At 61.6% G+C, this 26,914-nt stretch carries 26 protein-coding genes and 1 pseudogene; 12 read left to right on the top strand and 15 right to left on the bottom strand.

Annotated elements, in window-relative coordinates; translation table 11 throughout:
• The first annotated feature begins 18 nt into the window (after window positions 1-18).
• Window positions 19-1,287, top strand: a complete 1,269-nt coding sequence (locus L6D81_RS22320) for an Hsp70 family protein (protein ID WP_236181956.1) — start codon at window positions 19-21, stop codon at window positions 1,285-1,287.
• Between the two features lie 47 nt (window positions 1,288-1,334).
• Here the strand turns inward: L6D81_RS22320 and L6D81_RS22315 are convergent, their stop codons facing one another.
• The 3 genes from L6D81_RS22315 to L6D81_RS22305 all read right to left on the bottom strand — a co-directional run bounded on the left by L6D81_RS22315 (window position 1,335) and on the right by L6D81_RS22305 (window position 3,610).
• The gene (locus L6D81_RS22315) at window positions 1,335-2,348 is read right to left on the bottom strand and encodes an AI-2E family transporter (RefSeq protein ID WP_236181955.1); all 1,014 of its coding nucleotides are present in this window, start codon (window positions 2,346-2,348) and stop codon (window positions 1,335-1,337) included.
• A 98-nt stretch (window positions 2,349-2,446) separates the two neighbouring features.
• Window positions 2,447-2,752, bottom strand: a complete 306-nt coding sequence (locus tag L6D81_RS22310; RefSeq protein WP_064379136.1) for a PsiF family protein — start codon at window positions 2,750-2,752, stop codon at window positions 2,447-2,449.
• A 63-nt stretch (window positions 2,753-2,815) separates the two neighbouring features.
• Complete coding sequence (locus tag L6D81_RS22305; protein ID WP_236181954.1) at window positions 2,816-3,610, bottom strand: AraC family transcriptional regulator; 795 nt, start codon at window positions 3,608-3,610, stop codon at window positions 2,816-2,818.
• Window positions 3,611-3,708: 98 nt separating this feature from the next.
• On the opposite strand from L6D81_RS22305, the gene L6D81_RS22300 reads away from it, so the two are divergent.
• Window positions 3,709-4,602, top strand: coding sequence for a DMT family transporter (locus L6D81_RS22300; RefSeq protein WP_236181953.1), 894 nt, complete (start codon window positions 3,709-3,711; stop codon window positions 4,600-4,602).
• On the opposite strand, the gene L6D81_RS22295 is transcribed toward L6D81_RS22300, so the two are convergent.
• The 3 genes from L6D81_RS22295 to L6D81_RS22285 form a co-directional block, all read right to left on the bottom strand.
• Entirely contained in the window at window positions 4,599-5,489 is an 891-nt protein-coding gene (locus tag L6D81_RS22295) for an esterase/lipase family protein (RefSeq protein WP_236181952.1), read from the bottom strand. The genes L6D81_RS22300 and L6D81_RS22295 overlap by 4 nt on opposite strands.
• Before the next feature lie 91 nt (window positions 5,490-5,580).
• Window positions 5,581-5,886, bottom strand: coding sequence for a DMT family transporter (locus L6D81_RS22290; protein ID WP_236181951.1), 306 nt, complete (start codon window positions 5,884-5,886; stop codon window positions 5,581-5,583).
• Window positions 5,887-6,525 (bottom strand): FMN-dependent NADH-azoreductase, encoded by a 639-nt coding sequence (locus L6D81_RS22285; RefSeq protein ID WP_236181950.1) that lies wholly within the window; start codon window positions 6,523-6,525, stop codon window positions 5,887-5,889.
• A 119-nt stretch (window positions 6,526-6,644) separates the two neighbouring features.
• Between L6D81_RS22285 and L6D81_RS22280 the strand changes: the two are divergent.
• Both L6D81_RS22280 and L6D81_RS22275 read left to right on the top strand, forming a co-directional pair.
• Window positions 6,645-7,614, top strand: a pseudogene (locus L6D81_RS22280) (LysR substrate-binding domain-containing protein).
• A gap of 31 nt (window positions 7,615-7,645) precedes the next feature.
• Window positions 7,646-8,176: a ferritin-like domain-containing protein gene (locus L6D81_RS22275; protein ID WP_064379129.1), complete on the top strand. Its 531-nt coding sequence runs from the start codon at window positions 7,646-7,648 to the stop codon at window positions 8,174-8,176.
• A gap of 58 nt (window positions 8,177-8,234) precedes the next feature.
• On the opposite strand, the gene L6D81_RS22270 is transcribed toward L6D81_RS22275, so the two are convergent.
• Window positions 8,235-10,310, bottom strand: a complete 2,076-nt coding sequence (locus tag L6D81_RS22270) for an AsmA family protein (RefSeq protein ID WP_236181948.1) — start codon at window positions 10,308-10,310, stop codon at window positions 8,235-8,237.
• 382 nt (window positions 10,311-10,692) lie between these two features.
• Here L6D81_RS22270 and L6D81_RS22265 point away from each other — a divergent pair, with 382 nt between their 5' ends.
• From L6D81_RS22265 to L6D81_RS22235, 7 genes are all read left to right on the top strand, one after another.
• Complete coding sequence (locus tag L6D81_RS22265; RefSeq protein ID WP_236181947.1) at window positions 10,693-11,199, top strand: hypothetical protein; 507 nt, start codon at window positions 10,693-10,695, stop codon at window positions 11,197-11,199.
• A gap of 172 nt (window positions 11,200-11,371) precedes the next feature.
• A complete protein-coding gene (locus L6D81_RS22260) occupies window positions 11,372-12,004 on the top strand; it encodes a TetR family transcriptional regulator (RefSeq protein WP_236181946.1) in 633 nt (210 codons plus the stop codon).
• Between the two features lie 197 nt (window positions 12,005-12,201).
• A complete protein-coding gene (gene ureE, locus L6D81_RS22255; RefSeq protein ID WP_007950631.1) occupies window positions 12,202-12,702 on the top strand; it encodes an urease accessory protein UreE in 501 nt (166 codons plus the stop codon).
• On the top strand, window positions 12,699-13,373 hold the full coding sequence (locus L6D81_RS22250; protein WP_236181945.1) for an urease accessory protein UreF: 675 nt from the start codon (window positions 12,699-12,701) through the stop codon (window positions 13,371-13,373). Before ureE ends, L6D81_RS22250 begins: the two co-directional genes overlap by 4 nt.
• Window positions 13,374-13,396: 23 nt before the next feature.
• Entirely contained in the window at window positions 13,397-14,011 is a 615-nt protein-coding gene (ureG, locus tag L6D81_RS22245; protein WP_236181944.1) for an urease accessory protein UreG, read from the top strand.
• A 27-nt stretch (window positions 14,012-14,038) separates the two neighbouring features.
• A complete protein-coding gene (locus tag L6D81_RS22240) occupies window positions 14,039-14,611 on the top strand; it encodes a HupE/UreJ family protein (RefSeq protein WP_236181943.1) in 573 nt (190 codons plus the stop codon).
• 100 nt (window positions 14,612-14,711) lie between these two features.
• Window positions 14,712-15,839: an AGE family epimerase/isomerase gene (locus L6D81_RS22235; protein WP_236181942.1), complete on the top strand. Its 1,128-nt coding sequence runs from the start codon at window positions 14,712-14,714 to the stop codon at window positions 15,837-15,839.
• A gap of 49 nt (window positions 15,840-15,888) precedes the next feature.
• Here L6D81_RS22235 and L6D81_RS22230 read toward each other — a convergent pair whose 3' ends face one another.
• From L6D81_RS22230 to amaB, 8 genes are all read right to left on the bottom strand, one after another.
• Window positions 15,889-16,653, bottom strand: coding sequence for an SDR family oxidoreductase (locus L6D81_RS22230; protein ID WP_236181941.1), 765 nt, complete (start codon window positions 16,651-16,653; stop codon window positions 15,889-15,891).
• 739 nt (window positions 16,654-17,392) lie between these two features.
• A complete protein-coding gene (locus L6D81_RS22225) occupies window positions 17,393-18,109 on the bottom strand; it encodes an ABC transporter ATP-binding protein (RefSeq protein WP_011332208.1) in 717 nt (238 codons plus the stop codon).
• Window positions 18,106-18,978, bottom strand: a complete 873-nt coding sequence (locus L6D81_RS22220) for an ATP-binding cassette domain-containing protein (protein ID WP_064593137.1) — start codon at window positions 18,976-18,978, stop codon at window positions 18,106-18,108. Before L6D81_RS22220 ends, L6D81_RS22225 begins: the two co-directional genes overlap by 4 nt.
• Window positions 18,975-20,276 carry a high-affinity branched-chain amino acid ABC transporter permease LivM gene (livM, locus tag L6D81_RS22215; protein ID WP_236181940.1) on the bottom strand — a complete coding sequence of 434 codons (1,302 nt, stop codon included), beginning with the start codon at window positions 20,274-20,276 and terminating at the stop codon, window positions 18,975-18,977. Before livM ends, L6D81_RS22220 begins: the two co-directional genes overlap by 4 nt.
• 3 nt (window positions 20,277-20,279) lie before the next feature.
• Window positions 20,280-21,194: an ABC transporter permease subunit gene (locus L6D81_RS22210; RefSeq protein WP_236181939.1), complete on the bottom strand. Its 915-nt coding sequence runs from the start codon at window positions 21,192-21,194 to the stop codon at window positions 20,280-20,282.
• A gap of 229 nt (window positions 21,195-21,423) precedes the next feature.
• A complete protein-coding gene (locus L6D81_RS22205; protein WP_236181938.1) occupies window positions 21,424-22,557 on the bottom strand; it encodes an ABC transporter substrate-binding protein in 1,134 nt (377 codons plus the stop codon).
• A 363-nt stretch (window positions 22,558-22,920) separates the two neighbouring features.
• The gene (gene amaA, locus L6D81_RS22200) at window positions 22,921-24,204 is read right to left on the bottom strand and encodes an L-pipecolate oxidase (RefSeq protein WP_236181937.1); all 1,284 of its coding nucleotides are present in this window, start codon (window positions 24,202-24,204) and stop codon (window positions 22,921-22,923) included.
• An 89-nt stretch (window positions 24,205-24,293) separates the two neighbouring features.
• Entirely contained in the window at window positions 24,294-25,784 is a 1,491-nt protein-coding gene (gene amaB, locus L6D81_RS22195; RefSeq protein WP_236181936.1) for an L-piperidine-6-carboxylate dehydrogenase, read from the bottom strand.
• A 160-nt stretch (window positions 25,785-25,944) separates the two neighbouring features.
• On the opposite strand from amaB, the gene L6D81_RS22190 reads away from it, so the two are divergent.
• Complete coding sequence (locus tag L6D81_RS22190) at window positions 25,945-26,850, top strand: LysR family transcriptional regulator (protein WP_236181935.1); 906 nt, start codon at window positions 25,945-25,947, stop codon at window positions 26,848-26,850.
• Window positions 26,851-26,914 lie beyond the last annotated feature (64 nt).

The raw sequence follows: 26,914 nt of genomic DNA, 5'->3' as shown, positions 1-26,914 counted from the left end.
GACCGGAACCGAAAGACCATGAAAGACGCCTCTCCAGCCCGTGCCTGCGGCATCGACTTCGGCACGTCCAACTCCACCGTCGGCTGGCTGCGCCCCGGCATGGAAACAATGATCGCGCTGGAAGACGACAAGATCACCCTGCCGTCGGTGGTCTTTTTCAACATCGAAGAGCGCCGTCCGGTTTACGGCCGCCTGGCGCTGCACGAATACCTGGAAGGCTACGAAGGCCGGTTGATGCGCTCGCTCAAGAGCCTGCTCGGTTCCAAGCTGATCAAGCACGACACCAGCGTTCTCGGCACAGCGATGCCGTTCAAGGACTTGCTCGGGCTGTTCATCGGCCAGCTCAAGAGCCGCGCCGAAGCCGCCGCCGGTCGTGAGTTCGAGCAAGTGGTGCTGGGCCGTCCGGTGTTTTTCGTCGACGACGATCCGCTGGCCGACCAGGAAGCCGAAGACACCCTGGTGGAAGTGGCGCGCAAGCTTGGTTTCAAGGACGTTTCGTTCCAGTACGAGCCGATCGCTGCGGCCTTCGACTATGAGTCGACCATTGAAAAAGAAGAGCTGGTCCTGATCGTCGACATCGGCGGGGGTACGTCGGACTTCTCACTGGTGCGCCTGTCGCCCAAGCGTCGTGGTGTGGATAACCGCCACGACGACATCCTCGCCACCGGCGGCGTGCACATCGGCGGGACCGACTTCGACAAACAGCTGAGCCTGCAAGGCCTGATGCCATTGTTTGGCTACGGCAGCCGGATGAAGAGCGGTGCGTTCATGCCGACCAGCCACCACATGAACCTGGCAACCTGGCACACCATCAACTCGGTGTATTCGCAGAAATCGACCCTGGCCCTGGGCAGCATGCGTTACGACATCGAGGACACCGGCGGCATCGACCGTCTGTTCAAGCTGATCGAACAGCGCGCCGGGCACTGGCTGGCGATGGAAGTGGAAGAAACCAAGATCCAGCTGACCCACAACGACAGCCGCCATGTACCGCTGGACCGTATCGAGTCAGGCCTGAGCGTGGAACTGACCCGGGCGCTGTTCGAGTCGGCCATCGAGTCGCAGCTCGAGCGCGTGCGCGGCAGCGTCACCCGGTTGCTGGCGGACGCCAACGTGGCGGTGGGTCAGGTCGATACGGTGTTCTTCACCGGCGGTTCGAGCGGCATTCCGGCACTGCGCAACAGCGTTTCGGCAATGCTGCCGAACGCGCGGCATGTGGAAGGGAACATCTTTGGCAGCATCGGCAGCGGTCTGGCGATTGAAGCCATGAAACGCTATGGCGTTTAAAGCCGCCCGGTGATCGTTCCCACGCTCTGCGTGGGAACGATCACCTACTAAACCATCCCGCCCAGCTTCAGCTCACTCTTCAGGTATGCGTAATAGATCGGCCCCGCCACCACCCCCGGCAGGCCGAACGCAGCCTCGAACACCAGCATTGCCAGCAGCAACTCCCAGGACTTGGCACTGATCTGCCCGCCGACGATGCGCGCGTTGAGAAAGTATTCCAGCTTGTGGATAACGATCAGGTAGCCCAGCGCCGCAATCGCCACCCAGATCGACAGCGACAGCCCCACTATCGTGATCAGCGTGTTCGACATCAGGTTGCCGATCACCGGCAGCAGGCCGAGCAGGAAGGTCAGGACGATCAGGGTCTTGGTCAGCGGCAGCTTGATCCCGAACAGCGGCAGGACCACCGCCAGGAAAATTCCGGTGAAGAAGGTGTTGAGCAGGGAAATCTTGATCTGTGCGAAGACGATGTTGCGAAACGCCTGAACCAGCAGGTGCAGACGGTCGAACAACGCAGCCGCCAGCGGCTTGCGTTTGGTGACGTCCGGTACCCGCTGCAAGGCGATGATCGCGCCGAGCACCATGCCGATCAGCAGCGTCACGAACATGTGCGCCGCGTCCTTGCCCACCAGTTGCAGGTCGGACAAATGCTTGCTTGCCCATTCACCGATGGCCACCCGGAACTCGGCGGCACTGGCCGGTAGGTAACTGTCGAGAAACGGCGGCAGTTGCCCGCGCGCGCGGTCGACCACGCCCATGAATTTGTCGAGGGAAGCCCCGGGGTTTTCCGCCTCGTGCAACAGGAAACTGATGGCCCCGGCAAAGATCAGCGCCAGCACACTTACCACCAGCGTGCCCAGCAGCGCCACTGCCAGCCAGCGTGCCCGACGACCTTCGATCAGCCGTTGCAGTTGCGGGGTGAGCATGTTGACCAGTTCGAACACCAGCAGCCCGGCCAGCAGGCTGGGCAGCAGACGCAATGGCAAGACCAGTAACAGACCGCCGAAAATGATGATGCAACTGACCCAGAACACTACATGACGCTCAGAAAACGTTGGCATACAGCCTCAAAACGAACGGCGTAAAAGGATTGGCAGTCTGCCAGCGATCCGGCGCCGAAGCGAGCGGATGCCCTGCCGCTCGCTGCGATCTGTCGATCTTATTTTTTCTTCAGACAATCACTCATGAACGTCTTGCGCGCATCGCCCGTCAGCGCCTTGGTCTTGGCATCGGCATTACAGGTTTTCATCTTTTCCTGCTGCGGGGTCAGGGCCTTGGCGTCGTTGGCCGCCGGTGCTGCCTTGAGGCAGGTGCTCATGAAGGCTTTGCGCTCGTCGCCCTTGAGGCTCTTGGCCGTGGCGTCGGCGTTGCACGTGGTCATCTTGTTCTGTTGCGCCGTGGCGGCGAAACCCTGGGAGCACAGCAGCAGACCGATCATCAACAAAGGGACACGCAACATCTTCATGGAGTTTTCTCCTTGTCGCCGCCTCGATGGAGGTGGCCTCGGGCTGAGTGTAGTCAAAGCTTGTTACACCTTCCTCGCCTCAAGATGGCTGCGCCGATACTGCTCCGGCGTACACCCAGCCTGCCGGGCGAACATGGCGATGAAGGCCGAGCCAGTGCTGTAGCCGAGATCGAAGGCGATTTCCTGAACGCTACGCGAACTTTCCAATGCCTCGATCGCCGCGAGATAACGCAGCCGCTGGCGCCATTCGCCGAAACTCATCCCCAGCTCCCGCACGAACTGGCGGGCCAGGGTGCGCTCGCTGACATGCACCTGTGCCGCCCAGTGCGCCAGCGGCTGGTTGTTGCCGGGTTCGGCCTGCAGGGTTTCGAGGATGGTCAGCAATCCGGGGCTGCTGGCGTAGGGCAAATAGCATTGATGCACCGGCGCCTGGCGCAATTGATCCACCAGCACCTGGGCCAGGCGCTGGTCGGCTTCGAACGCGGGGATCTTCACATCGCGCGCAGCGAAGTCCTTGAGGATGGCCTTGAGAATGTCGCTGATCGCCAGGGTGCAGGCCTGCGCCGGCAAGTCGCCACACACCTCCGGCGCCAGGCACACGGCCCGATAATTGACCGGTTGATGGCTGTAGAAACTGTGCTCGACCTGCGGCGGCACCCACACCGCGTACTGCGGCGGCGACATGAAACGGCTGCCGTCGACATCCATGTGCAGCACGCCGTGGGCTGCGTACTCCAGCGTGCCCCACGGATGGCGGTGCGGCGCGGCGTATTCGTGGGCGTTGAAGTCGGCATAGCGGAAATACACCGCCGACGGCAGTTCGCTGAAATCCAGCAGATCGATGTGTTTACTGTTCATGCTGTCCGGAATCAGGGGCGGGTTGTCCGGTTCGCAGTATAGGCCTGCATCCAGACAGGGGATAATCACCGTTCATCAACGTACTGGTTTCTCCTCCCATGCGATACGCGTTTCCCCTGCTGGCGATTTTCATCTGGGCCGGCAACACCGTGATCAACAAGCTCGCGGTCGGTGCAATCTTCCCCGCCGAGATCGGCTTCTACCGCTGGCTGCTTGCCGGCCTGCTGTTTACCCCGTTCATGCTCGGGAAGGTGATTGCGCACTGGCCGCAGATCCGTCCGAACCTGGGCAAGATTTTTATCCTCGGCGTGCTCGGCATGGCGGTCTATCAGAGCCTGGCCTACTTCGCGGCGACTCTGACCAGCGCCACCAACATGGGCATCATCTTGTCGCTGATGCCGTTGATGTCGCTGGCCATGGCGATCATCAGCCTCGGCCAGCGCCTGACCGCCGGTGCTTTGGTCGGTGCGGTGCTGTCGTTTGCCGGTGTGCTGGTGGTGGTGTCGTCCGGCAGCCTCGGCGCTTTGCTGCAACACGGGGTGAACCTGGGCGACGCGATGATGCTGATCGCCACCCTCGCCTACGCGATCTACAGCACCTTGCTGAAAAAATGGCAGCTGCGTCTGCCGCCGCTGGTGTTGCTGTATCTGCAGGTGCTGGTGGCGGTGGTGGTGCTGTATCCGCTGTACGCCATGTCGCCGAAAACCGGCCTGACCCTGCAGAATATTCCGCTGGTGCTGTATGCGTGCCTGCTGGCCTCGATGCTCGCGCCGCTGGCATGGATGCAGGCCGTGCAGCGCCTGGGGCCGAGCCGGACCACGCTGTTCTTCAACCTGCTGCCGTTGATCACCGCGCTGATTGCGGCGGGGGTGCTGAAGGAACAACTGGCGATGTATCACCTGGTCGGTGGCCTGCTGACGCTGGGTGGAGTGATTCTTTCCGAGCGCTGGACCACCGTCCTCGGTCGCACCCGCACCCCGAGCGCAGCCTAGACCCCAGCGGCTTTCAACCGCGCCGCATGCTCGACGAACAGCCGCACCGGGTCCGCCCCCTTGCCAACCAGTCCCAGCGACTGGTTGACGATGTCGAAGTGATCCATCGGGTAGTCATCGCCGATGACGGTGCCTAGGTGCGAGCTGTAGCGTCCGACCATGCCGTCGCACTGCCCCGGCTCGCGCACGAAGGTCTTGGCGAACAGCCGACAGCTGCGGTTGGTGCCGTCGAACAGGTTGCCGCCACGGTCGGTCTTGCCCGGCTGCAAGGTGCCGGACCACGAGTAATACCGCACCCCGTTGACCTCTTCCGGCCCGTGCCCGCCCCAGGTCTGCGGCAGGCCCTGTGGATAACGCTGGTTGAACAGCGCCACGCCTTCGGTGGTCAGGGAATGGTGCGAGGCGTGGATATCCACCGGCAGTTTCGGCCCGTGGTAGCCGGTTTCCAGCAGCGCCATCAACCAGCCGACGAAGCGCAACAACGCTTCAAGGATTCGGCCCTTGGCGCTGTCCGCCGGATAGTGTTTCGCCAGGTAGTCGGCCAGTTCCGAACCGTGATTGGGCCCGGCCACCGAGGTCACCGAGGCCACCAGATCCGGGCGCTTGGCCGCCGCATAACGCGCCGTCAGCGAGCCCTGGCTATGGCCGAACAGATTGACCTTGGCCGCGCCGGTCTCGCGCAGAATCTCATCGATACGCGCCAATAACTGCTCGCCGCGCACTTCGGTGGAATTGAGCGGCGACACCTGCACTGCAATCACCGTCGCACCACCCCGGCGCAGTGCTTTGATGATCCCGTACCAGTACGGGTACAGCACCAGACGGATGAAACCGAGCATTCCCGGCACCAGCACCAGTGGATAACGTGTGGCCGAACCTTGCGACATGGGCAAACATCCTTGTGGTCGGTGAGTGGATGCAGGGCGTGCAAAACGCCCGCCAAGCATCCTCTTCGATGATGACAACTCCACGACCAGCCTACTTCAGCCCCACCACCCCCGCCACAATCAACCCCACCGACAGCACCTTCACCAGCGTCAGGCTCTCGCCCAGCAGCGCGAAACCGAGAAACACCGTGCCGAGCGAGCCGAAGGCGGTCCAGATCGGGTAGGCGATGCTCACCGGCAGCTCGCGCATCGCCAGGGTCAGGAAGTACACCCCGCCCACCGCCGCCCCCACGGTGATCAGCGACGGCCAGAGCCGGGTGAAACCCTCGGCGTACTTCATGCCCATGGCGAAGGTGACCTCGAACCCGGCCGCAATCAGCAGAAACAGCCAGGCCACCTAGAACGCCCGGGCCAGGTCGAGCAAGCGCTGCTCGGCCTCGGCCACTGACACCGCGAAGGTGCGCTCGGCGGATTCCTCGCCCTCGGCGGCGACCACCGTGACGTCGTTGATGCCGATGAAACCCAGCGCGGTGCGCAACCATGGATCAGCGTGGTTCAGCGCTTCCAGCTCGCCACCCGGGCCGAATCCGAAACCGCCGCGACTGGTAACGATCAGCGCCTTCTTGCCGTGCAACAGCGGCGTGTATTGGGCGATGCCGTTGTCGAGGGTGTGATCGAACGTGAGGCCCAACCGCACGATCTGATCGACCCAAGCCTTAAGGCCGCTGGGCACGTTGAAGTTGTACATCGGCGTGGAAATCAGCAGCAGGTCGTGATCGAACACCTCGCCCACCAATTGGTCGCTGAGGGCCAGATCGGCCTGCATCGTCAGCGGTCGAGCCTCGGGCTCGGGGTAAAACGCCGCCGCGACAAACGCTTCATTGACCGCCGGAATCACCGCCCGCCCCACCTCGCGGCGAGTCACTTGAGCCTGTGGATGACGGACTTGCCAGGCGCTGAGAAAGCTTTCTGCCAGACGCCGTGAATGGGAACGCTCACCGCGAGGGCTGGCATGGATCGCAAGAATCTTGCTCATCTGAATCTCCTTGGGACTAGACTTGATTGACGGTGTGGCGCCAGATTGCAGCCACTCAGGCATCGCCTCAAATGAGCAAAAATCAGTCGGGATGAATTGATTTCATCCGTGGAGTTTTCATGTTCGCTTCATTGCCCCTGACCGCCCTGCGCGCGTTCGAATCCGCCTCGCGCTTGTTGAGTTTCAAGGCGGCCGCCGAAGAACTGGCGGTGACGCCGACGGCGATTTCCCATCAGATCCGCTCGCTGGAGGACTGGCTCGGCGTGGCGCTGTTCGAACGCCTGCCGCGTCAGGTGCGCCTGACCGAGGGCGGCGAGCGGCTGTTCCGCAGCCTGCACGGCGCATTTTTGGAGGTGGCGCAAAGCGTCGACACCCTGCGCCCGCAACGCAGTGGCAGCAGCCTGACGCTGTCGACCACCGCCGCGTTCGCCGCGTTGTGGCTGGTGCCGCGCCTGGGGCGGTTTTATGCAAAACACCCGAACATCAATGTGCGGCTGGATACGCATTGCGAAGTGATCGACCTGCACCAGGACGCCAGCGTCGATCTGGTGCTGCGCTACAGCCTCGACGATTACCCGAACCTCTACGGGCTGTGCCTGTTCGATGAATCGTTCGGCGTGTACGGCTCGCCGGAACAAGTGGCACTGGCCGCCCGCCGCACCCCGGCGCTGATCAGCGTGCACTGGCACAACTCGAAACTGTACGCCCACGGCTGGGAAGCGTGGTGCGCGCAATCAGGCGAGAACTGGCTGAATCAGCACCCGGCCATCCGCGAATACGACGAAGAGCATTACGCCCTGCAGGCGGCCATTGCCGGACAAGGGTTGGTGCTGGCGAGCAACATCCTCGTTTCGCAGAGCGTCGCCAGCGGTCTGCTGGTGCCGTACAAGGGTGAGGTGCAGGTCGATGGCGCCGGTTACAGCGCACTTTGCGTACCGGGCCGTGAGCGGCACCCGCCGGTGAAGGCGTTTTTTGCCTGGCTGCGCGAAGAGGCGCAGCTTTCCGGACATGTGCCGCGCTGAATCCGACAAAACTTTTTGCAGCGTTCATCACTCACAACCAGGTAACGATCACGTCAGCAGAACGTGACGCCAATCGGATTAGCCTCCAGGAGACTGAAATGAGTGATCTGCATTTGTCTGATGTTCAAACCCTGCGCGAGCGCGCCCGCCAGCACGTGGAAAATGGCGCGGTGACCGAAAGCTACAGCGCCAACCGTGAAGAAGTGCTGCGTCTGCTCAACGAGTCGCTGGCCACCGAACTGGTCTGTGTCCTGCGCTACAAGCGCCACTACTTCATGGCCAACGGCCTGAAAGCCAACGTGGCCGCCGACGAGTTCCTCGAGCACGCCACTCAGGAAGCCGAACACGCCGACCGTCTCGCCGAGCGCATCGTGCAACTGGGCGGCGAACCCGAGTTCAACCCGGACTTGCTGTCGAAGATGTCCCACGCGCAATACGTGGCCGGCAACACCTTGAAAGAGATGGTCTATGAGGACCTGGTCGCCGAGCGGATCGCCATCGACAGCTACCGCGAGATCATCCAGTACATCGGTGAAAAGGATCCGACCACGCGCCGGATCTTCGAAGACATCCTGGCTCAGGAAGAAGAGCATGCCGATGACATGGCCGATATCCTGAAAGACCTCTAATCCCCGCAAGCTGATCGTTCCCACGCTCTGCGTGGGAACGATCTGACGATCCGGAAAATCATTGAGTGGGTTTGACGGTCACCGGCGCCTTGCCCGCCTTCATCTGCTCCAGCAACGGCGCGCACTGATTCGGCTCGCCACCACTCGGCGCCACCAGCGCCAGCAGCCCCGCCGCCGGTGCGGCGATCACGCCCAGCGCCACCATTCCCGCCCCGCGCAACATCAACGGCACCGCTTTCACCCCGGCATCCGGCTTGATGAACTTGCCACGCACGTACAACGGCGAGCGCAGGGAAATCAGGCGCCAGCCCTTGGATTCCGGCGTCACCGTCAGATCCAGTTGCTCGGTGGCCATGTTCGCTGTGCCGTCGACGTAGATGATTGCGTTCTCGGTATCGAACACAAACAGTCTCGTCGTCGCCAGACCGGTCTTGATATCGAAGTCCGCCGCCGCGCAGTTGATCTTCACTTCCTTGTCGCCAAAGATCTTGCCGACCACGTAGTTGCCGACATTGAGGCCGGCCAGCTCCATCAACTCACGGCTGATCGCGCCGTCGTTGATCAGCATCTTCAGGTTGCCGTTGGCACCGCCCAGCAGCTTGGCCACCGAGTTGCCGCGACCGGCAATGTCGGCATCGCCGTTGAGTTCGCCGAAACTGGTCTTCATCGGTTCGAAGGTCGGGAACAGCTGTTTGAGCTTGAACTTGCGCGCGGTCAGTCTGGCCCGACCTTCCAGTGGCTCGGTACGACCGTTGAGGCGAATCTGTGCATCCAGGTTGCCACCGGCCACGCCGAAGCGCAGCGGCTCAAGGCTCAGTTCGCCGTCGTTGAGTTTCAGGTGGGTATAAAGGTCGGTGAACGGCAGTTCTTCGCTGTGGACGATGCGCTTGCCGGTGAATTCGACGTCGGCATCCATGTCGCGCCAGCGCTCGGTCTTGAATTCTTCCACCGGTAAGACTTTATCCGCAGGCTGCTTGCTTTCACCGCCACGGGCCTTCTGCTTGGCATTGGAGTCGGCACCGATCAGCGGCGCGAGGTCGGCGAACAACAGTTGATTGGACAACAGCGCGCCACTCAGCTTCGGCCGTGGCTGACTGGCGACGTAGGCCAGATCGCCATGAATGTCGCTGCTGCCGATCTTGCCGTTGAACTGTTCATAGCGAAATTGCGCGCCGCCCGGCTCATGCAGCTTGGCGATCAAATGGCCGTCGGTGGCATAAGGCGGGGTGTCCGGCAGGGTTACGCCGGTCAGCGGATACAAATTGCCGAGGCTTGCACCCGCCAGTTTCAGGCGTAGATCGAGGGCACCGAGATTCAGCGGATCGGTCAGGGTACCGGCGAGTTCGATGCTGGTATCGCCGATCTTCGCCTGGGCCTGCAACGGGAACGGTTTGCGCGCATCCTGCAGCGCCAGCAAGCCGCCGATCTTGCCCTGACCGGCGAGTTTCTGGCCGTGGTACTGGCCGGTGACTTTCAGGCCGAAGGCGTAATCCTGCGGTGCGCCGCCCTTGTCCTGCGCGGTTTTCGCCGCTTTGTCGCCGACGATGTCGCTGAACGGAATCGGCTTGCCCAGCGGATCGATCAACAGGTCGAGATTGGTCTTGAGGGTCTGGTCATCCAGGGTGACGTGGCCCTTGTCGAAGCCGATGGCACCGATGTCGACCACCCAGTTCGAGGGCTCGGCATTCGGGTCCTTGGGATCGAACGTGAAGGTCCAGTTGGCGCGGCCATCGGCCAGACGCTGCAATTGCGCATTGGGTTCGGTCAGGTCGATACGCGGGATCGTTACTCGTTGCGCCAGCAAGGCCAGTGGCGAGATGCGCAGCTCGACCCGTTTGAGGGTGACCATCTGCGGCTGCTTCGACCAGTCCGGATTGCCCAGCGTCAGGTCTTCGGCCACCACATGCGGCCATGGCACCCAGGCGCGCCAGCCGCCCTCGTCGAGTTCGCGCCGCCAGACCACCGACAGGTTGCCGTTGATGGCGAACGGTCGGTGCAACTCTTCCGAAACCTTGGCGTTGAGCGGCGGTTTGATCCGGTTCCAGTCGAAAAACACGATGATCAACACCAGCACCACCAGAAGCAGCACAAGGGTGGCGAAGGTCCAGGCGAAGATTTTACGCGTGCGCGTCATTGCACAAAGCTCCTGAAGGCGACTGCATCCATTGGCACGACGCAGCTGAGACGGCAGGCCGTGATGGCCCTCATGAAATCTGTGACTGACAAACAGCCCGCAGGTTTAATCCAAAGCCCCGTCGAGGGGGAAAAACGGTCGCCATTCTGACCGATCGGTCGAGTCGACGTTACCGGGCCCGCACTTTTGCGGAGCGCAAGTGGGTGGAAAATACCCACTGCAGTGCAAAACCGCCCGCCTGAAACGCCCGAGCTAGAGCCTCCCAGGCGAACAATCAATTCTGTTGATTATTACCATTGTGTTTATGAACTTTTATATCGACTTATCGAGAGTAGCATTGCCCTCGTACCCACTTTATCGCCCTCCCAAGGAGCAACCCATCATGAAACGCCAACTTCTGCTCAGTCTTACCCTCTCGATGCTGGCCAGCACTGCTTTCGCTCTGCCAGCTGCCGATCAAGCAACTCCGCAAGTCAAAACCAGCCACTCGGTGTTCAGCCAGACCGTGGCTGCTGATGGCGGTGACCGCACGCCACAAGGCCAGACCCTCGCTGAGAACGGTCGCAACCGCCTGGAAGAAAAAGGTCTGGTTCAAGACGGCTACGACAAGACCCCACAAGGCCAATTCGTCGCAGAAGGCGGCCGTGATCGTCTGGAAGAGAAAGGTCTGGTTCAAGACGGTTCGGATCGCACGCCACAAGGTCAAATCCTGGCATCTGATGGTTCCGATCGCACTCCACAAGGCCAAACCCTGGCATCGGATGGTGGCGACCGTACCCCACAAGGCCAGACCCTGGCATCGGATGGCGGCGACCGCACTCCACAAGGCCAGACCCTCGCTGAAGGCGGTGGTGACCGTGTGATCGAACGCAACAGCGCTTTGAGCTAAGCCCATGGCGGCCTGGAAAAAAAGCCCAATCCCCGGATTGGGCTTTTGACTTTTCAGCAGCCTGTATAAAGAAGTCGCGATTTCCCGCTTCCATCTCCCCGCTGCCGTTCGACGCCGACAAAGCCGATTTGCTAGAGTGCGGCGCTTGTCTTGCCTAAGAACACACCCTGCGATGCTGCCCCGCGCCGAACAGAAACAACAGACCCGCAACGCCCTGATGGACGCTGCCCGCCACCTGATGGAAAGCGGCCGAGGATTCGGCAGCCTGAGCCTGCGTGAAGTGACGAAAACCGCCGGCATCGTGCCCACCGGTTTCTATCGGCATTTCGCCGACATGGACGAACTCGGTCTGGAACTGGTCAGCGAAGTCGGTCAGACCTTTCGCGAAACCATCCGCCTGGTGCGGCACAACGAATTCGTCATGGGCGGGATCATCGATGCGTCGGTAAGGATCTTCCTCGACGTGGTCAGTGCCAACCGTTCGCAATTTCTGTTTCTGGCCCGCGAGCAGTACGGCGGATCGTTGCCGGTGCGTCAGGCCATTGGCCGTTTGCGGGAAGACATCAGCTCCGACCTGGCAGCGGATCTGGCCTTGATGCCCAAGCTCCAGCACCTCAATCGCGAGGGCCTGAGCGTGATGGCCGATCTGATCGTCAAATCGGTGTTCGCCACCCTGCCGGACATCATCGACCCGCCCGCCGAAGCCCTGCCCGAACATCTGACGCCACAGGCGAAGATCACCCAGCAACTGCGCTTCATCTTTATCGGGTTGAAGCACTGGCAAGGGCTCGGCAGTACCGAATAGTTCTTACCGAGCTGTCCTCCCCGGCCCCACGCCGGCTCCTGTTTGGTGCATGAAAAAAACTTCATGCACCAAAACACCTCACAATCCTGCAACATCTTGAAACATCCACTCGGCTCCGTCAGGGTTTTCCTACGTCTCGTCCGATTGGCAAGCCCCTTGCTCTAGCCTGAGCATTGTCCATTGCTGGAAGCTTTCCGATGCTGGTGATTCATCGCAGAATCGACCCCCAACCCGTCTGGGCCGCCGAGTTGCACCTGACCTTCGAAGCCCGGAGCAAAAGCCGCCTGCGCTGTTTCAGTGCCGAAGGCGAAGACGTCGGATTGTTTCTGGAGCGCGGTCAGCCGCCGCTGTATGACGGCGAGTGCCTGCAAGCCGAAGATGGCCGGATCGTCCGGGTCTGCGCCCGCCCCGAACAATTGCTGCACGTCACCTGCGCCAACGCCTTTGAACTGACCCGCGCCGCCTATCACCTGGGTAATCGCCACGTTGCCCTGCAAGTGGGCGACGGCTGGTTGCGCCTGCTCGACGACTACGTGCTCAAGGCGATGCTTGAACAGCTCGGCGCCGCTGTGGAATCGATCGAAGCGCCGTTCCAGCCGGAACACGGCGCCTACGGTGGCGGCCATCATCATTCGCGACACGGTGACGAAGACTTCAACTACGCGCCGAAACTCCACCAGTTCGGCGTCCGTTTGTGAACCCGGCCTGGGCGCTGCTGCGCCTGGCCAGTCCGCAATTGCCGATTGGCGGCTACAGCTATTCCCAGGGCCTGGAAATGGCGGTGGATAACGGTCGCGTCGACAGTCCGGACAGCGCCCGGCGCTGGATCAGCGATCAATTGCTGCTCAACCTCGCGCGATTCGAGGCGCCCATGCTGCTCGCCCATTGCCAGGCTGCTGCGCAGGAAAACTGGGACGAGCTGCTGCGTATGTGCGAAAGCCACCGCGCCAGCCGCGAAACCCGCGAACTGCATCTGGAGAGCCGGCAGATGGGCTACTCGTTGCAGCAATTGCTCAACGGCTTGCCCGAACTCGATCAGGCTGCGCGGGACTTCCTTGAACGCTGCGCCGAACCGCACCTGGCCCTTGGCTGGGCACTGGCGGCCCGCGCCTGGCAGATCAGTCCGCAGGACGCCCTCGCCGCATGGCTGTGGAGCTGGCTGGAAAACCAGCTCGCGGTGCTGATGAAAACCCTGCCGCTGGGCCAGCAAGCTGCCCAGCGCCTGACCAGCGAACTGCTGCCGCTGCTGCAACAGGCCCAGCAGGACGCCACCCGAATCAATCCCGAACACCTCGGCAGCGCCGCGTTCGGTCTGTCCCTGGCGTGCATGGCCCATGAGCGCCAGTACAGCCGCCTGTTCCGTTCCTAGGGCCTTTTTATCTGGAGAAGCACATGAACACACAACCCCTGCGCGTCGGCATCGGCGGCCCGGTCGGTTCCGGCAAGACCGCGTTAACCCTGGCTATGTGCCTGGCGCTGCGCGAGCGCTACAACCTGGCGGTGGTCACCAACGACATCTACACCCGCGAAGACGCCGACTTTCTGGTGCGCAACGAAGCCCTGGCGCCGGAGCGGATCATCGGCGTGGAAACCGGCGGCTGCCCACACACGGCGATCCGCGAAGACGCCTCGATCAACCTCGAAGCGGTGGATCAGTTGAACCGGCGTTTTCCGGGGCTGGACCTGATCCTGGTGGAGTCCGGCGGCGACAACCTGTCCGCGACCTTCAGCCCGGAGCTGTCCGACCTGACCATCTACGTGATCGACGTGTCGGCCGGCGACAAGCTGCCGCGCAAGGGCGGGCCCGGCATTTGCAAATCCGATTTGCTGGTGATCAACAAGATCGACCTTGCGCCGCTGGTCGGCGCCTCGCTGGAGATGATGAACAGCGACACCCAACGCATGCGCAACGGCAAGCCGTTCGTGTTCAGCAACCAGAAAACCGGTCAGGGCCTGGAAGACATCATCGCCTTCATCGAACGCCAGGGCCTGCTGACTGCAGCCTGATTCACTGCTCAACAAGGAAGCTTATCCATGACACTCAAACGTATTCTCGGCGCCGTCGCACTGCTGCTGACCCCGGCCCTGGCCTTCGCCCACCCCGGCCACGGCGACTCTGGCCTGGTCGCCGGCATCAGCCACCCGATCGGCGGCCTCGACCATTTGCTGGCGATGGTGGCCGTCGGTTTGTGGGCCGCGCAACAGCAAGGCGCCGCACGCTGGGCGCTGCCATGCACGTTCGTTGGCACCATGTTGATCGGCGGCCTGCTCGGCTTTGAAGGGCTGGCGCTGCCGGCCTTGGAAAGCGGGATTGCCGCCTCGGTGCTGGCCCTGGGTCTGGCGGTGGCTTTGGCGGTACGTCCGCCACTGGTAATGGCCGTGGCGGCGACGGCGCTGTTTGCGCTGTTCCACGGCGTGGCCCACGGCCTCGAGTTGCCGGACATGTCGAGCCCATGGGCGTATGCCGCCGGTTTCGTGGTCGCGACCGCTGCACTGCATGCGGCGGGTTATGCCGTCGTGCGTTTTCTGCCTCAGGCGGCCGCGCCGCTGGTACGACTGGCCGGCGCCGCTTCGGCGGTGACAGGCGCGTGGTTGCTGGCCGGCTGAATTGCACCTCTGATCGTTCCCGCGCATGGCGCGGGAACGATCGATCGCCACTCTCTGCTACCATGTCGCGCAATCGCCCCTGCCGTGACGACGTCCGCCCATGCCCCACGCTTCCCGCTCCACCTCCCTGCCTGAATTGACCGCCCTGTTCGGTGAAGTGCAACAGCACTTTCTGCACGTGATCGTGCCCCTCTGGCAAGGACCGGGCTGGAACGCCGACATGGCATTGCCTTACGAGGCGCTGGACGCCGCGCATCAACCGCTGCCACCGCAGCGCTATCGGGCGATGGCCTGCGCACGGCAGCTTTATCTGTTTTCCAGCCTGATCGGGGTTGTGGATAACGCCGAAACACGCGCGGCTGCACTGTTCCGTTCCCTGCAACGGCACTTCCACGATACCGAGCACGGCGGCTGGTTCTACAGCATCGATCCGCAGGGCAAACCGCTGGATCAGCGCAAGGACCTCTACACCCACGCCTTCATCCTGTTCGCCTGCGCCCACTATTGGGACAAGTCTCGTGAGCCGTTGGTGGAATCGACGCTCAATGCCGCGCTGGAAGTTATCGGCAGACGCTTCGCCACCGGCGACGGCCTCTACGAAGCCTGCCTCGACCGTGACTGGATCACGCTGGAAACCGGCCCGCTGCAAAACCCGCTGATGCACCTGGCCGAAGCCTTCCTGGCCACAATGGCTGTGCGCGAAGATGTCCACACCCAGCAGGCGCTGAGCGAGTTATGCACAGCCATGCACAAGCGCTTCATCGAACCGCAACAGGGCGTGTTGATGGAAAAACCGCTGGGGGCTGTGGATAACTGGTTTGAACCGGGGCATCAGTTCGAATGGTATTTCCTGCTCGACTCCTCTCCACTGCTACGCGGTTCGAAACTGCACGCGGCACTGGATCGTGCGTTTGCCTTCACCGAACAACAGGGCGTCGAGGCCGACACCGGTGCGGTGCTGGCCATGCTTGATCCGCAAGGGCACGGAAAGGATTCGACCCAGCGCATCTGGGCCCAGGCCGAGTACCTGCGGGCGCTGACCTTGCGCCCAAACGGCGAAAGCGCCGTGCTGCGCCAGTTGCAGACGCTGCAACAGCGCTTCCTGCATACCGGCGGCTGGCATGAGTGCCGTGACGATCAGGGCGAGGTCAGCCGCAAGGACATGCCGTCGACCACGCCGTATCACTTGGCGACCTGTTATGCCGGCCTGGCGGACTATCTCCGCTAACCGATAAGTCGCCTTCGCGAGCTTGCTCGCGAATAGCCGTTACACGGTGTTAAGCCTTGTTACGCTCAATGGCAAAACCCGCCCAGGTCTGGCTCACCGGCATCAGTTCCAGGCGGTTGATGTTGATGTGCGCCGGTGCATTCAGCACCCAGAAGATGGTCTCGGCAATATCCTGCGGCTGGATCGGCTCGGCACCGGCGTAGGTAGCGTCGTAACGCGCCTGATCGCCGGCGAAACGCACCAGCGAGAACTCGCTTTCGCACAGGCCCGGCTCGATGTTGCTGACGCGCACGCCGGTGCCCTGCAGGTCGCAACGCAGGTTCAGCGAAAACTGCTTCACGAACGCCTTGGTCGCGCCGTAAACGTGGCTGCCCGGGTACGGGTAGTTACCGGCGATGGAGCCGAGGTTGATGATACTGGCGCCGCGACCGTGGGCGATCAGGCGAGGCAGCAACAGCCGAGTGCTGTACATCAGGCCTTTGACGTTGGTGTCGACCATGGTGTCCCAATCGTCTAGGTCGCACTTCGGTGCCGGGTCCACACCCAGCGCCAGACCTGCGTTATTGATCAGGCCGCGCAGCTTGGCGAACGACGGCGGCAGGTTGGCAATCGCCTCTTCCATCGCCTTGCGATCACGCACATCCAGCACCAGGCCATGCACTTCGGTCTGCTTCGACAGCTCGGCGCACAGCGCGTTGAGGCGTTCTTCACGACGACCGGTCAGCACCAGTTTCCAGCCGGCCTCGGCAAAACGACGGGCACAGGCTTCACCAAAACCGGAGGTCGCGCCGGTGATAAACAGGGTGTTGGACATCGTGTTCTCCTTGCTTCGGCCGCGGGGGCAGCCATTGGAATAGAAAATCAGCGGGCAGCATGCCCGGCCCCGCTTTAACCGGCAACCACCGAATCCTGCTCATTAATTGATCAACGGCCGCTACGCCATACGCACCGTGGCCTGTAGCCATGTGCACGCACGTTATCCACAAGCCCTTCCACAGTTTCCGGGGGCAAGTGGAAAAGCGCAAAGCCGCACCCCACAAGGCTTTGCGGGCAATCTGGAAAGTTTTTTGCTTGACCCTGAACAACCAGTTGTGCCGGGCAGGGCATTTTGCACGACTGGCCGGTCATGGCCATGATTGCGCGAGGCCAGCAATTACGGCCCTCAGCCGAGTCTTTCCAGAGTTTAATCACAGACTTATCCACAGGACTGACCACAACGATCTGCACCTTTTTGCCCCCCCACAAAAAGGTTGACAAACTGACCTTCCCGCCCGCAAAACCACTCTGCTCAAAAAACAACCACACCTCTGAAAGCCACGGTTTCAAAGGCTTTCAGCCAGCTACACCCACGTTATTCACAGCCAGCTCCACAGCAAACGGGGACAAGTCAAAACTGTGGAAAAACAGCCATTTGCAGCGTCTATATGTCGCGCTTTGGCAGGTTGGCGATTTTGTTTTCCACAATTTCCCGAAGGTGTCTGGCTTCGCTGAACAGACAGGTGCAAAAAAGCCCCGACACTTTCGCATCGGGGCTTGTGGACAACGTCAACCGATCAGTGCCCGCCGAGGTAAGCGTTACGCACCTCCTCGTTCACCAACAGCTCCTGGCCGGTGCCCGTCAGGCGGATCTCGCCGTTGACCATCACATATGCCCGGTCGGACAGTTTCAGCGCGTGGTTGGCGTTTTGTTCGACGAGGAAAATGGTCATGCCGGTTTTCGCCAGTTCCCGCAGGGTGGCGAAGATCTGTTTCACCACGATCGGCGCCAGACCCAGGCTCGGCTCGTCCAGCAGCAACAGCTTGGGCCGACTCATCAGCGCCCGGGCGATGGCGAGCATCTGCTGCTCGCCGCCGGACATGGTCATGGCCCGCTGATTACGGCGCTCTTCGAGCCGCGGGAACAGCTCGAACATGCGCTGCATGTCTTCCTTGGCGTACTTGTCGCCGATCGGAATGGTGCCCATCAGCAGGTTCTCCTCGACGGTCATGTCGGGGAACACCCGCCGCCCTTCCGGCGATTGCGCGATGCCGTTGGAGGCGATGTAGTGCGAGGACTTGTGGGTAATGTCCACGCCCTGATAGAGAATCTGCCCGCCCGCCGCCCGTGGCTGGCCGAAGATCGACATCAACAGGGTGGATTTACCGGCGCCGTTGGAGCCGATCAGGCTGACGGTTTCGCCTTCGTTGATCTGCAGCGAAACGCCTTTGAGGGCCTGGATCGGGCCGTAGAACACGTCCAGATCCTTGAGTTCGAGGATGGGTTGGGTCATACGACTTCCTCTTCGTCGGCGCCCAGGTAGGCAGCGATCACTTTCGGATCGTTACGAATGGCATCCGGACCGCCCTCGGCGATGACAATGCCGTGGTCCAGCACCACGATGTGATCGGAAATGCTCATTACCATGCCCATGTCGTGTTCGATCAGCACCACGGTCAGATCGTGCTCGTCACGCAGCAGCCGGATCATCGCGCTCAGCGCTTCGGTTTCCTGAGGGTTGAGGCCGGCGGCCGGTTCGTCGAGGCAGATGATCTGCGGCCGCGTGCACATGGCCCGGGCGATTTCCAGACGGCGTTGCTGGCCGTAGGACAGTTCACCGGCCAGACGGTTGGCGCAGTCCACCAGGTCCACCACTTCCAGCCAGTAGAATGCGCAATCCAGCGCGTCGCTTTCGGCCTTGCGATAGCCCTTGGTGTTGAGGATGCCGGCCAGCATGTTGCGGTTGACCCACATGTGCTGGGCCACCAGCAGGTTCTCCAGCACCGACATTTCCTTGAACAGACGAATGTTCTGGAACGTCCGGGCCAGGCCCGCGCGGTTCACCAGGTGGGTGCCGCCGAACATCTTGTAGTAAAGGCGACTGGCGAAGTTCTTCGGCGAGACGAAGTCGGTCGGCTTGAACGATTCGCCCAGCAGCTGGATAACGTTGGTCTGCCGGCCGCGCACGTTGAGTTCGATCTTGCCGCCGGAAGCCTTGTAGAACCCGGTCAGGCAGTTGAACACCGTGGTCTTGCCGGCACCGTTGGGGCCGATCAGGGCGAAGATCGAGTTGCGCTTGACCTTCAGGCTGACGTCGCTCAAGGCCTTGATGCCACCGAAGTGCATCATCAGTTTTTCAACAGAGAGTACGACTTCACTCATGGCGCAGTCCTCTCATAGTGAATGGCACCTTTGCGTGGAGTGACCCCGGTACGGCTGATGCGGATCAGCCCGCGAGGTCGCCAGATCATCATCAACACCATCAGGATCCCGAACAGCAGCACGCGGTATTCGGCGAAGCCGCGCAGCAGTTCCGGAGCAACCGTCAGCACGAACGCTGCGATCACCACACCGATGGTCGAGCCCATGCCGCCGAGCACGACGATGGCGAGAATCAGCGCCGATTCGAAGAAGGTGAACGAGGTCGGGTTGACGAAGCCTTGATAGGTGGCGAAGAACACACCCGCCAGACCCGCCGTGGATGCACCGATGGTGAACGCCGAGAGCTTGACCAGCACGTGGTTGAGGCCCATCGAGCGGCAGGCGATTTCGTCTTCACGCAGGGCTTCCCAGGCGCGGCCGACCGGCATCTTCACCAGACGATGCTTGATGTACAGCACGGCCAGCACCACCAGAAACAGCACCGCATAGATGAAGTAGTACTTCACGTCCGGGTTATAGGCGATGCCGAAATACTCATGGAACGGCACCCCGCCATCCTTCGCCCGCTTGCCGAATTCCAGACCGAAGAAGGTCGGCAGCGGCGCCGCCATGCCGTTCGGGCCGCCGGTCAGGGACAGCCAGTTATTGAGCACCAGACGGATGATTTCACCGAAGCCCAGGGTCACGATCGCCAGGTAGTCGCCGTGCAGACGCAACACCGGGAAACCGAGGATGCAACCGGCGAGTCCGGCGGTGATCGCCGCCAGTGGCAGCACGGTCCAGAAGCCCAGGCCGAGGTACTGATAACCGAGCGCCAGACCGTAGGCGCCGATGGCGTAGAACGCCACGTAACCCAGGTCGAGCAGGCCGGCCAGCCCCACCACGATGTTCAGGCCCAGCCCCAGCAGCACGTAGATCAAACCAAGGATGACCACGCCCAGCAGGTAGGAGTTGGAGAAGAACGGCAACGCCACGGCGATGGCGATCATCAGCGGGATGATCCAGCGCAGGCGGGATTTGTGATCGGCGGGCAGCACATGCACGCCGGAACCGGTGCTCTCGAATCCGTCGAGAATGCGCAGGCCCTTCGGCGTTTGCAGGAACAGGCTCAGGGCAAACCGGCCAGCCATGACGATGGCAATGATCCACGCCACGCGGGTCGGTTCGAGGTTAAAGCTGTAGCCGTCGAGTACGACGCCGACGATCGGCCCGAACACGATCAGGGCGATAAGACCGGCGAGGATCGCCTCAACCAGGCTTTTTTTGACATCAATGGATTTTGCAGTGGTTGAAGACATCGCTTACACCTTCGACACAAGAGGACGGCCCAGCAGGCCCTGAGGCCGGAAGACCAGAACAAGTACGAGCAGCGAGAAGCTGAACACGTCTTTGTAGTCGGAGTTGACCAGGCCCGAGAACAGCGACTCGGAGATCCCGAGGATGATCCCGCCGAGCATGGCGCCAGGCAGCGAACCGATCCCGCCCAGTACCGCCGCGGTGAATGCCTTGATGCCGATGATGAAGCCGGCATAGAAGTCGAAGGTGCCGTAGTTCATGGTGATCAACACGCCGGCCAGGGCCGCCATGGCTGCACCGATGATGAAAACGTAGGAAATGACCCGGTCGGTGTTGATGCCGAGGATCGAAGCCATCTTGCGGTCTTGCTGGGTCGCACGGCACATGCGCCCAAGCTTGGTGTACTTGATGACATAGGTCAGCAGGCCCATGCCGACGAATGCGGCCACCAGGATGAAGACTTTGGTGTAGGTCAGTTGCACGAAGCCGGTGCCGATTTCGACACGCCACGCACCGGTCAGCAAGGTCGGTACGCCCTGTTGTTTGGCGCCCTGGGCGATCTGTGCGTAGTTTTGCAGGATCAGGGAGATGCCGATGGCGCTGATCAACGGTGCCAGTCGGGTGGAGTTGCGCAGGGGTTTGTAAGCGACTCGCTCGATGACCCAGCCATACACCGCCGTGATCACGATGGTGAATACCAGAGTGCCAAGCATCAGCAGCGGGAAGGATTCAATACCGAAGTAAGCCAGCAGAGCCAGACTGATTGCCGCCAGGTAAGCAGAAATCATGTAAACCTCGCCGTGGGCGAAGTTGATCATGCCGATGATGCCGTAGACCATTGTGTAGCCGATGGCGATCAGGCCATAGACCGACCCGAGGGTCAGGCCGTTGACCAGTTGCTGCAGGAAAATACCATCCATAACGCAATCTCACGCAGTGAGAACCTGCACACCCTGAGGTGCGCGGTTCTTCTAGGAAAAATACAGATTTACGTCGGAGCAATGTCAGACAGGAAACCGCAGCCCCCTTGTGGGAGCTGGCTTGTCAGCGATAGCGGTAGAACATTCAACACAGTTGTCGACTGTCAGGCCGTCATCGCGGGCAAGCCCGCTCCCACAGGGAATGTGGCGTCCGGTTGATCAGGTGCCGTTATTTCTGTTTTTCCAGCTGGTGATATTTGCCGTCCTTGTCCCACTGGTAGACCACGTAGTCGGAGACCTTCAGGTCGCCTTTGGAGTCCCAGGTCTTCTCGCCCATGACGGTCTTGACCGGGTTTTTCTTCAGCCAGACAGCGGCCTCTTCGCCCTTGTTCGACTTGGCGCCGTTGAAAGCGGCGGCCAGGGCCTGAACCGATGCATAGGCGTACAGGGTGTAGCCTTCAGGTTCGGTGCCAGCCTTGCGGAACGCATCTACCACGGCCTTGCTGTCTGGCAGCAGGCGTGGGTCGGCACCGAAGGTCATCAGTACGCCGTCGACGAATTGCGGGCCGCCGGCGGTGGTCACCAGTTCGTCGGTCACGATGCCGTCATCGGACATGAACTTGACGTCTTTCAGGCCTTGTTCACGCAGTTGGCGAACCAGCGGGCCGGCTTCCGGGTGCAGACCACCGAAGTAGACGACATCGGCGCCGGCGCCACGGATCTTGGTGACAATGGTGCTGAAGTCTTTTTCGCCACGGGTCAGGCCTTCGTACAACACCGGCTTCACGCCGCGTTTTTCCAGCTGAGCCTTGGTCGCATCGGCCAGGCCCTGACCGTAGGTGTCCTTGTCGTGCAACACGACGACTTTCTTGCCTTTGAGCACGTCGACGATGTAGTCGCCGGCGACGATGCCTTGCTGGTCGTCACGGCCGCACATACGGAACATGGCGCTCAGGCCGCGCTCGGTCACTTGCGGGTTGGTGGAACCCGGCGTGATGGCGATGATGCCGGCTTCGTCGTAGATCTCGGACGCCGGAATGGTGGAGGACGAGCAGAAGTGGCCGACCACACCGGCGACTTTCTGGTTGGTGAGGTCCTTGGCGACCGTCACCGCCTGTTTCGGCTCGCAGGCGTCATCGCCCTTGACCAGGACGATCTTCTCCCCGTTGACGCCGCCCGCCGCGTTGACCGCGTCGGCCGCCGCTTGTGCCCCTTTCATGTATTGCTCGCCAAATGCCGCGTTGGCGCCCGTCATCGGACCCGCCACACCGATTTTCACATCAGCTTGTGCAAACGCAGAAACACCCAGCGCAGTAGCCACTGCGAGGGCCAGAAAGCCTTTCTTGTAAAACGTCTGGGACATGAGGTGGTGCTCCAAGGTTTTTTTAGTTGGCACTGCGACTTCACTTGAATGCTCAGAGCAAGGGCCGTGCCATCGGTTTTTTATTCTTCAAAAAGTCGCTGCTTTCTTGTTATTTCGACTGTTTCGTTCCCATTTTCATTGGGCGTGCAACCGTCTAAACCGCGGAAGGTGAAACCATTTATTTTTTCAGGCGCAACCCGTACGCGCCATCATTGCAACCGCGGCACCAAACGACGTGCAACCAGCCTGTAACAGCCCGCGTCACCGAACTGCACACTGCTGGTGCGGGACTGCTACAACCCGCACCATTACAGGCTAGTCGCTACATCGAAAAGCGCCGCTTCCGGCAACATATTTCAACACTCAGATGACGATCCGCAGGCACTGGCCCGCGTGATACAGCGAGAACCCGGCCTCGTACAGACAACTGCGCAAGCCCACCCCCGCCAGCGGCTGCATCGGGGCGAAGGGAATCGGCAATGCCTGAGGATTTCCGTTACACAGGTAATCGGCGAAGGCCTTGCCGACCACAGTGCCGGTAGTCACGCCCCGACCGTTGTAACCGGTGACCGCTACCAGTCCAGGGGCCGGCTCGAACAGGCGCATCAAATGATCAGGGGTGAACGCGATGCGCCCGGTCCAGGTGCATTCCCATTCCACAGGCTTGAGATTGGGGAAGTAATGTTGCTGCACCCGGTCGGCCCAGGCCTTGAGGAACCAGGTCGGTTTCTGATTACCGTTACCGAGGCTGCCCAGCAGCAGACGCCCGTCCCTGTCGCGGCGGATACTGCTCAGCACCTGGCGGGTATCCCACGACCCCTGCCCGCCCGGGAGGATTTCCTGGGCGGCGTCTTCGGTCAGCGGTACCGAAGCGACCTGATAGTAGTAACCGGGGAAGAAATTGCGCTTGAGTTCGGTCCAGTCGCCTTCGGTATAGGCGTTGGAGGCGATCACCACTTGTTCGGCGAGCACTGAACCTTGCTCGGTCTGCACCGACCATTGCTGGCCCTGGCGCTCAAGACGCGCGACCGGGGAATGATCGAACATCTGCCCGCCAAGGCTCATTACAGCGTTGGCTAGCCCGGTGACATAGGCCATCGGATTGAGCGTACCGGCACGCCGGTCGAGCAACGCGGCGGCAATCTTCTGCGTGCCGGTCGCCTGTTCACAGGCCTTGCCGGTCAGCAGTTCGACCGGCGCCCCCCGGCGCTTCCATTGTTCCTCACGACTGCGCAGATCCGCCTCACCCTTGGCGTTGTGCGCCATGTGCAGGGTGCCTTCACGGCGCAACTGGCAATCGATGTTGTATTTATCCACCAGGCTGAACACCAGCGCCGGCGCCGCACCGAGCATGCGGTTGAGCTGGCTGCCGACCGCCTCGCCGAAGCCGGCCTCGATCTCGTCCGGCGGGATCCACATCCCGGCGTTGACCAGTCCGACGTTGCGCCCGGAACCACCATACCCGGCGCGATGGGCTTCGAGCACGCAGACGCTCTTGCCCTTCTCCAACAGATGCAGCGCCGCCGACAACCCGGTAAACCCGGCGCCGATCACGCAGACATCGACTTTGACCTCGCCCCTGAGCGCCGTGTTATCCGGTCGTTGCGGCGTGAGTTTTTCCCACAGACATTCTTCGCGTAACGGCATTGCCAGACTCCAACAGAAACCTGCCAAACACACCTAAGAGATTGTTCCCACGCTCTGCGTGGGAACGATCAATAGCTTCGAGAAAACTGTCAGTCGAACGTAATGCCCTGCGCCAGCGGCAATTCCAGCGAGTAGTTCACGGTATTGGTCTGCCGGCGCATGTACGCGCGCCATGCATCCGAGCCCGACTCGCGACCACCGCCCGTTTCTTTCTCGCCCCCGAACGCGCCGCCGATTTCCGCGCCGCTCGGACCGATGTTGACGTTGGCGATGCCGCAGTCACTGCCGACCGCCGACATGAATTTCTCGGCCTCGCGCACATCCGTGGTGAAGATGCACGACGACAGGCCTTGCGGCACGGCGTTGTTCAGGCGCAGCGCGTCTTCGAAATCGCGGTAGCCGACCACGTACAGGATCGGTGCGAAGGTCTCGCTGCACACTACGTCGCTCTGTTCCGGCATTTCAACGATGGCCGGCGACACGTAATAGGCATTGGGGAATTGATCTTCCAGCTGGCGCTTGCCGCCGAACACCCGGCCGCCCTCACTCAGCGCCTGCTCCAGCGCGTCCTGCATGTTTTCGAAGCTGTGCTTGTCGATCAGCGGGCCGATCAGGTTGCCTTCCAGCGGATGGCCGATGCGGACTTTGGAGTAAGCGGCTTTCAGGCGGGTGACGATTTCTTCTTTCACCGATTCATGGGCGATCAGGCGACGCAACGTGGTGCAGCGCTGACCGGCGGTACCGACGGCGCTGAACAGAATGGCGCGCACGGCCATGTCCAGATCGGCGCTCGGGCCGAGGATCATCGCGTTGTTGCCGCCCAGTTCGAGAATGCTGCGGGCGAAGCGGGCGGCGACTTTCGGCGCCACTTCGCGACCCATGCGGGTGCTGCCGGTGGCGCTGACCAGCGCGACACGCGGGTCATCCACCAGCGCTTCGCCGGCATCGCGACCGCCAATGATCACCTGGCTCAGGTGCGCCGGGGCATCGCTGAAGTTCTTCAGTACACGCTCGAACAGCGCCTGACAGGCCAATGCGGTCAGCGGCGTCTTTTCCGACGGTTTCCACACCACCGGGTTGCCGCAGACCAGCGCCAGCGTGGTGTTCCACGCCCACACCGCGACCGGGAAGTTGAACGCACTGATCACGCCGACCACGCCCAGCGGGTGCCAGGTTTCACGCATGTGGTGGCCCGGGCGCTCGGAGGCGATGGTCAATCCGTACAACTGGCGGGACAGGCCGACGGCGAAGTCGCAGATGTCGATCATCTCCTGCACCTCACCCAGGCCTTCCTGAGTGATCTTGCCCGCTTCCCAGGACACCAGCTCGCCGAGTTCGGTCTTGTATTCACGCAGCACTTCGCCGAACTGACGCACCAGCTCGCCGCGACGCGGGGCCGGCACCTTGCGCCATTGTTCGAACGCATGATCTGCGCGACTGATGTGCTGCTCGACTTCGGCCGGGCCTTCCCAGTTCACGGCGCCGATGCGGCTGCCGTCGATGGGCGAATGCACCGGCACTTTGCCGTTCTGATACAGGGCCGGGTTCACACCTAGACGATCAAGCAATGCAGCAACCATGGGTCACTCCTCGAGCAAAAAACTGAATGTGTGCGGGCGCGTTTTCACGACCGGGCAGACCTTTAGTTGTAGCGTCAGGAAGGCTGTGCAACAAACGACCTTTACGCGAGATATCATTCCGTTTATTCATGCTGCGCAGAAAGACAAGAAAGGAACGCCCATGCTGAACAAACGCCACTTGCCGTCGATCACCGCGTTGCAGTGCTTCGAGGCCGTGACCCGGCACCTGAGTTTCACCCGGGCTGCCGAGGAACTGAACCTGACCCAGAGCGCCGTCAGCAAGCAAGTGGCGCAGCTCGAAGAATTGCTGCAGCACTTGTTGTTCCGCCGAGTACGCCGCCGTTTGCAGATGACCCCGGCCGGCGATCTTTACCTGGTGGAAGTCAGAAAAATCCTGACCCAGGTCGAGATGTCGACCCATTACCTGCGTTCCTACGGCGGCGAAACCGAAGTCCTGCGGGTCTCCACGCCTTCGACCTTCGGCGCTCGCTGGCTGGTGCCGCGCCTCAAGGGCTGGCGTCTGCGCCATCCATCGATCCATCTGGATCTGTGCAACGAGCAGGAAGCCGATGACTTGCTGCAAGGGCGCAGCGACCTGGCGTTCTATTTCGGCCAAGGCTCACGCCCCGGTACCGAATGCCTGAAGCTGTTCGGCGAAGAACTGGTGCCGGTCTGCGCACCGAGCAGCGTGCCGGACACGCCGCTCACCGACCCGACACAACTTACCGATCTGGTCCTGCTGCAAAACGCTTCCCGCCCGCAAGCATGGCACGACTGGTTCGACAGCCAGGGTTACCAGACCGAACACAGCTACCACGGCCCGCGTTTCGAAACCTTTTATATGTGCATCCGCGCCGCCCAGGTCGGCTGCGGTGTGGCGTTGTTGCCGAGGTTTCTGGTGGAAGAGGAATTGGCCGACGGCAAACTGGTCATTCCCTGGCAGCATGCCATGCCCAGCACCGACGCCTATTACCTCGCCTACCCGGAGCACGCGGCGGAAGTGCCCAAGGTGCGGGATTTCGTGAAGTGGATGCTGGAGCAGATCGACAGTCCGGATGCGGTCTGAGGCGCTGCGCCGGGATAAAAATCGCTGGCAATCCCCACCCCGGATATGCGCCACTAGCGCCATT

The organism is Pseudomonas sputi (assembly GCF_021603585.1).
GTDB classification, from domain to species: domain Bacteria; phylum Pseudomonadota; class Gammaproteobacteria; order Pseudomonadales; family Pseudomonadaceae; genus Aquipseudomonas; species Aquipseudomonas sputi.
Note: the sequence above shows the minus strand (reverse complement) of the source record. Positions and strands in the feature narration are given on the sequence as shown.

Bases quoted from the DNA above. Each gene is read 5' to 3' on its own strand.
- livM (WP_236181940.1), bottom strand. From the start codon at position 20,276: ATGTCTTCAACCACTGCAAAATCCATTGATGTCAAAAAAAGCCTGGTT.
- L6D81_RS22275 (WP_064379129.1), top strand. From the start codon at position 7,646: ATGAGTGATCTGCATTTGTCTGATGTTCAAACCCTGCGCGAGCGCGCC.
- L6D81_RS22315 (WP_236181955.1), bottom strand. From the start codon at position 2,348: ATGCCAACGTTTTCTGAGCGTCATGTAGTGTTCTGGGTCAGTTGCATC.
- L6D81_RS22265 (WP_236181947.1), top strand. From the start codon at position 10,693: ATGAAACGCCAACTTCTGCTCAGTCTTACCCTCTCGATGCTGGCCAGC.
- L6D81_RS22320 (WP_236181956.1), top strand. From the start codon at position 19: ATGAAAGACGCCTCTCCAGCCCGTGCCTGCGGCATCGACTTCGGCACG.
- L6D81_RS22225 (WP_011332208.1), bottom strand. From the start codon at position 18,109: ATGACCCAACCCATCCTCGAACTCAAGGATCTGGACGTGTTCTACGGC.
- L6D81_RS22295 (WP_236181952.1), bottom strand. From the start codon at position 5,489: ATGTCGCAAGGTTCGGCCACACGTTATCCACTGGTGCTGGTGCCGGGA.
- L6D81_RS22235 (WP_236181942.1), top strand. From the start codon at position 14,712: ATGCCCCACGCTTCCCGCTCCACCTCCCTGCCTGAATTGACCGCCCTG.
- L6D81_RS22285 (WP_236181950.1), bottom strand. From the start codon at position 6,525: ATGAGCAAGATTCTTGCGATCCATGCCAGCCCTCGCGGTGAGCGTTCC.
- amaA (WP_236181937.1), bottom strand. From the start codon at position 24,204: ATGCCGTTACGCGAAGAATGTCTGTGGGAAAAACTCACGCCGCAACGA.
- L6D81_RS22305 (WP_236181954.1), bottom strand. From the start codon at position 3,610: ATGAACAGTAAACACATCGATCTGCTGGATTTCAGCGAACTGCCGTCG.
- L6D81_RS22230 (WP_236181941.1), bottom strand. From the start codon at position 16,653: ATGTCCAACACCCTGTTTATCACCGGCGCGACCTCCGGTTTTGGTGAA.
- amaB (WP_236181936.1), bottom strand. From the start codon at position 25,784: ATGGTTGCTGCATTGCTTGATCGTCTAGGTGTGAACCCGGCCCTGTAT.
- ureG (WP_236181944.1), top strand. From the start codon at position 13,397: ATGAACACACAACCCCTGCGCGTCGGCATCGGCGGCCCGGTCGGTTCC.
- L6D81_RS22260 (WP_236181946.1), top strand. From the start codon at position 11,372: ATGCTGCCCCGCGCCGAACAGAAACAACAGACCCGCAACGCCCTGATG.
- L6D81_RS22205 (WP_236181938.1), bottom strand. From the start codon at position 22,557: ATGTCCCAGACGTTTTACAAGAAAGGCTTTCTGGCCCTCGCAGTGGCT.
- L6D81_RS22240 (WP_236181943.1), top strand. From the start codon at position 14,039: ATGACACTCAAACGTATTCTCGGCGCCGTCGCACTGCTGCTGACCCCG.
- L6D81_RS22220 (WP_064593137.1), bottom strand. From the start codon at position 18,978: ATGAGTGAAGTCGTACTCTCTGTTGAAAAACTGATGATGCACTTCGGT.
- L6D81_RS22310 (WP_064379136.1), bottom strand. From the start codon at position 2,752: ATGAAGATGTTGCGTGTCCCTTTGTTGATGATCGGTCTGCTGCTGTGC.
- L6D81_RS22300 (WP_236181953.1), top strand. From the start codon at position 3,709: ATGCGATACGCGTTTCCCCTGCTGGCGATTTTCATCTGGGCCGGCAAC.
- ureE (WP_007950631.1), top strand. From the start codon at position 12,202: ATGCTGGTGATTCATCGCAGAATCGACCCCCAACCCGTCTGGGCCGCC.
- L6D81_RS22270 (WP_236181948.1), bottom strand. From the start codon at position 10,310: ATGACGCGCACGCGTAAAATCTTCGCCTGGACCTTCGCCACCCTTGTG.
- L6D81_RS22210 (WP_236181939.1), bottom strand. From the start codon at position 21,194: ATGGATGGTATTTTCCTGCAGCAACTGGTCAACGGCCTGACCCTCGGG.
- L6D81_RS22190 (WP_236181935.1), top strand. From the start codon at position 25,945: ATGCTGAACAAACGCCACTTGCCGTCGATCACCGCGTTGCAGTGCTTC.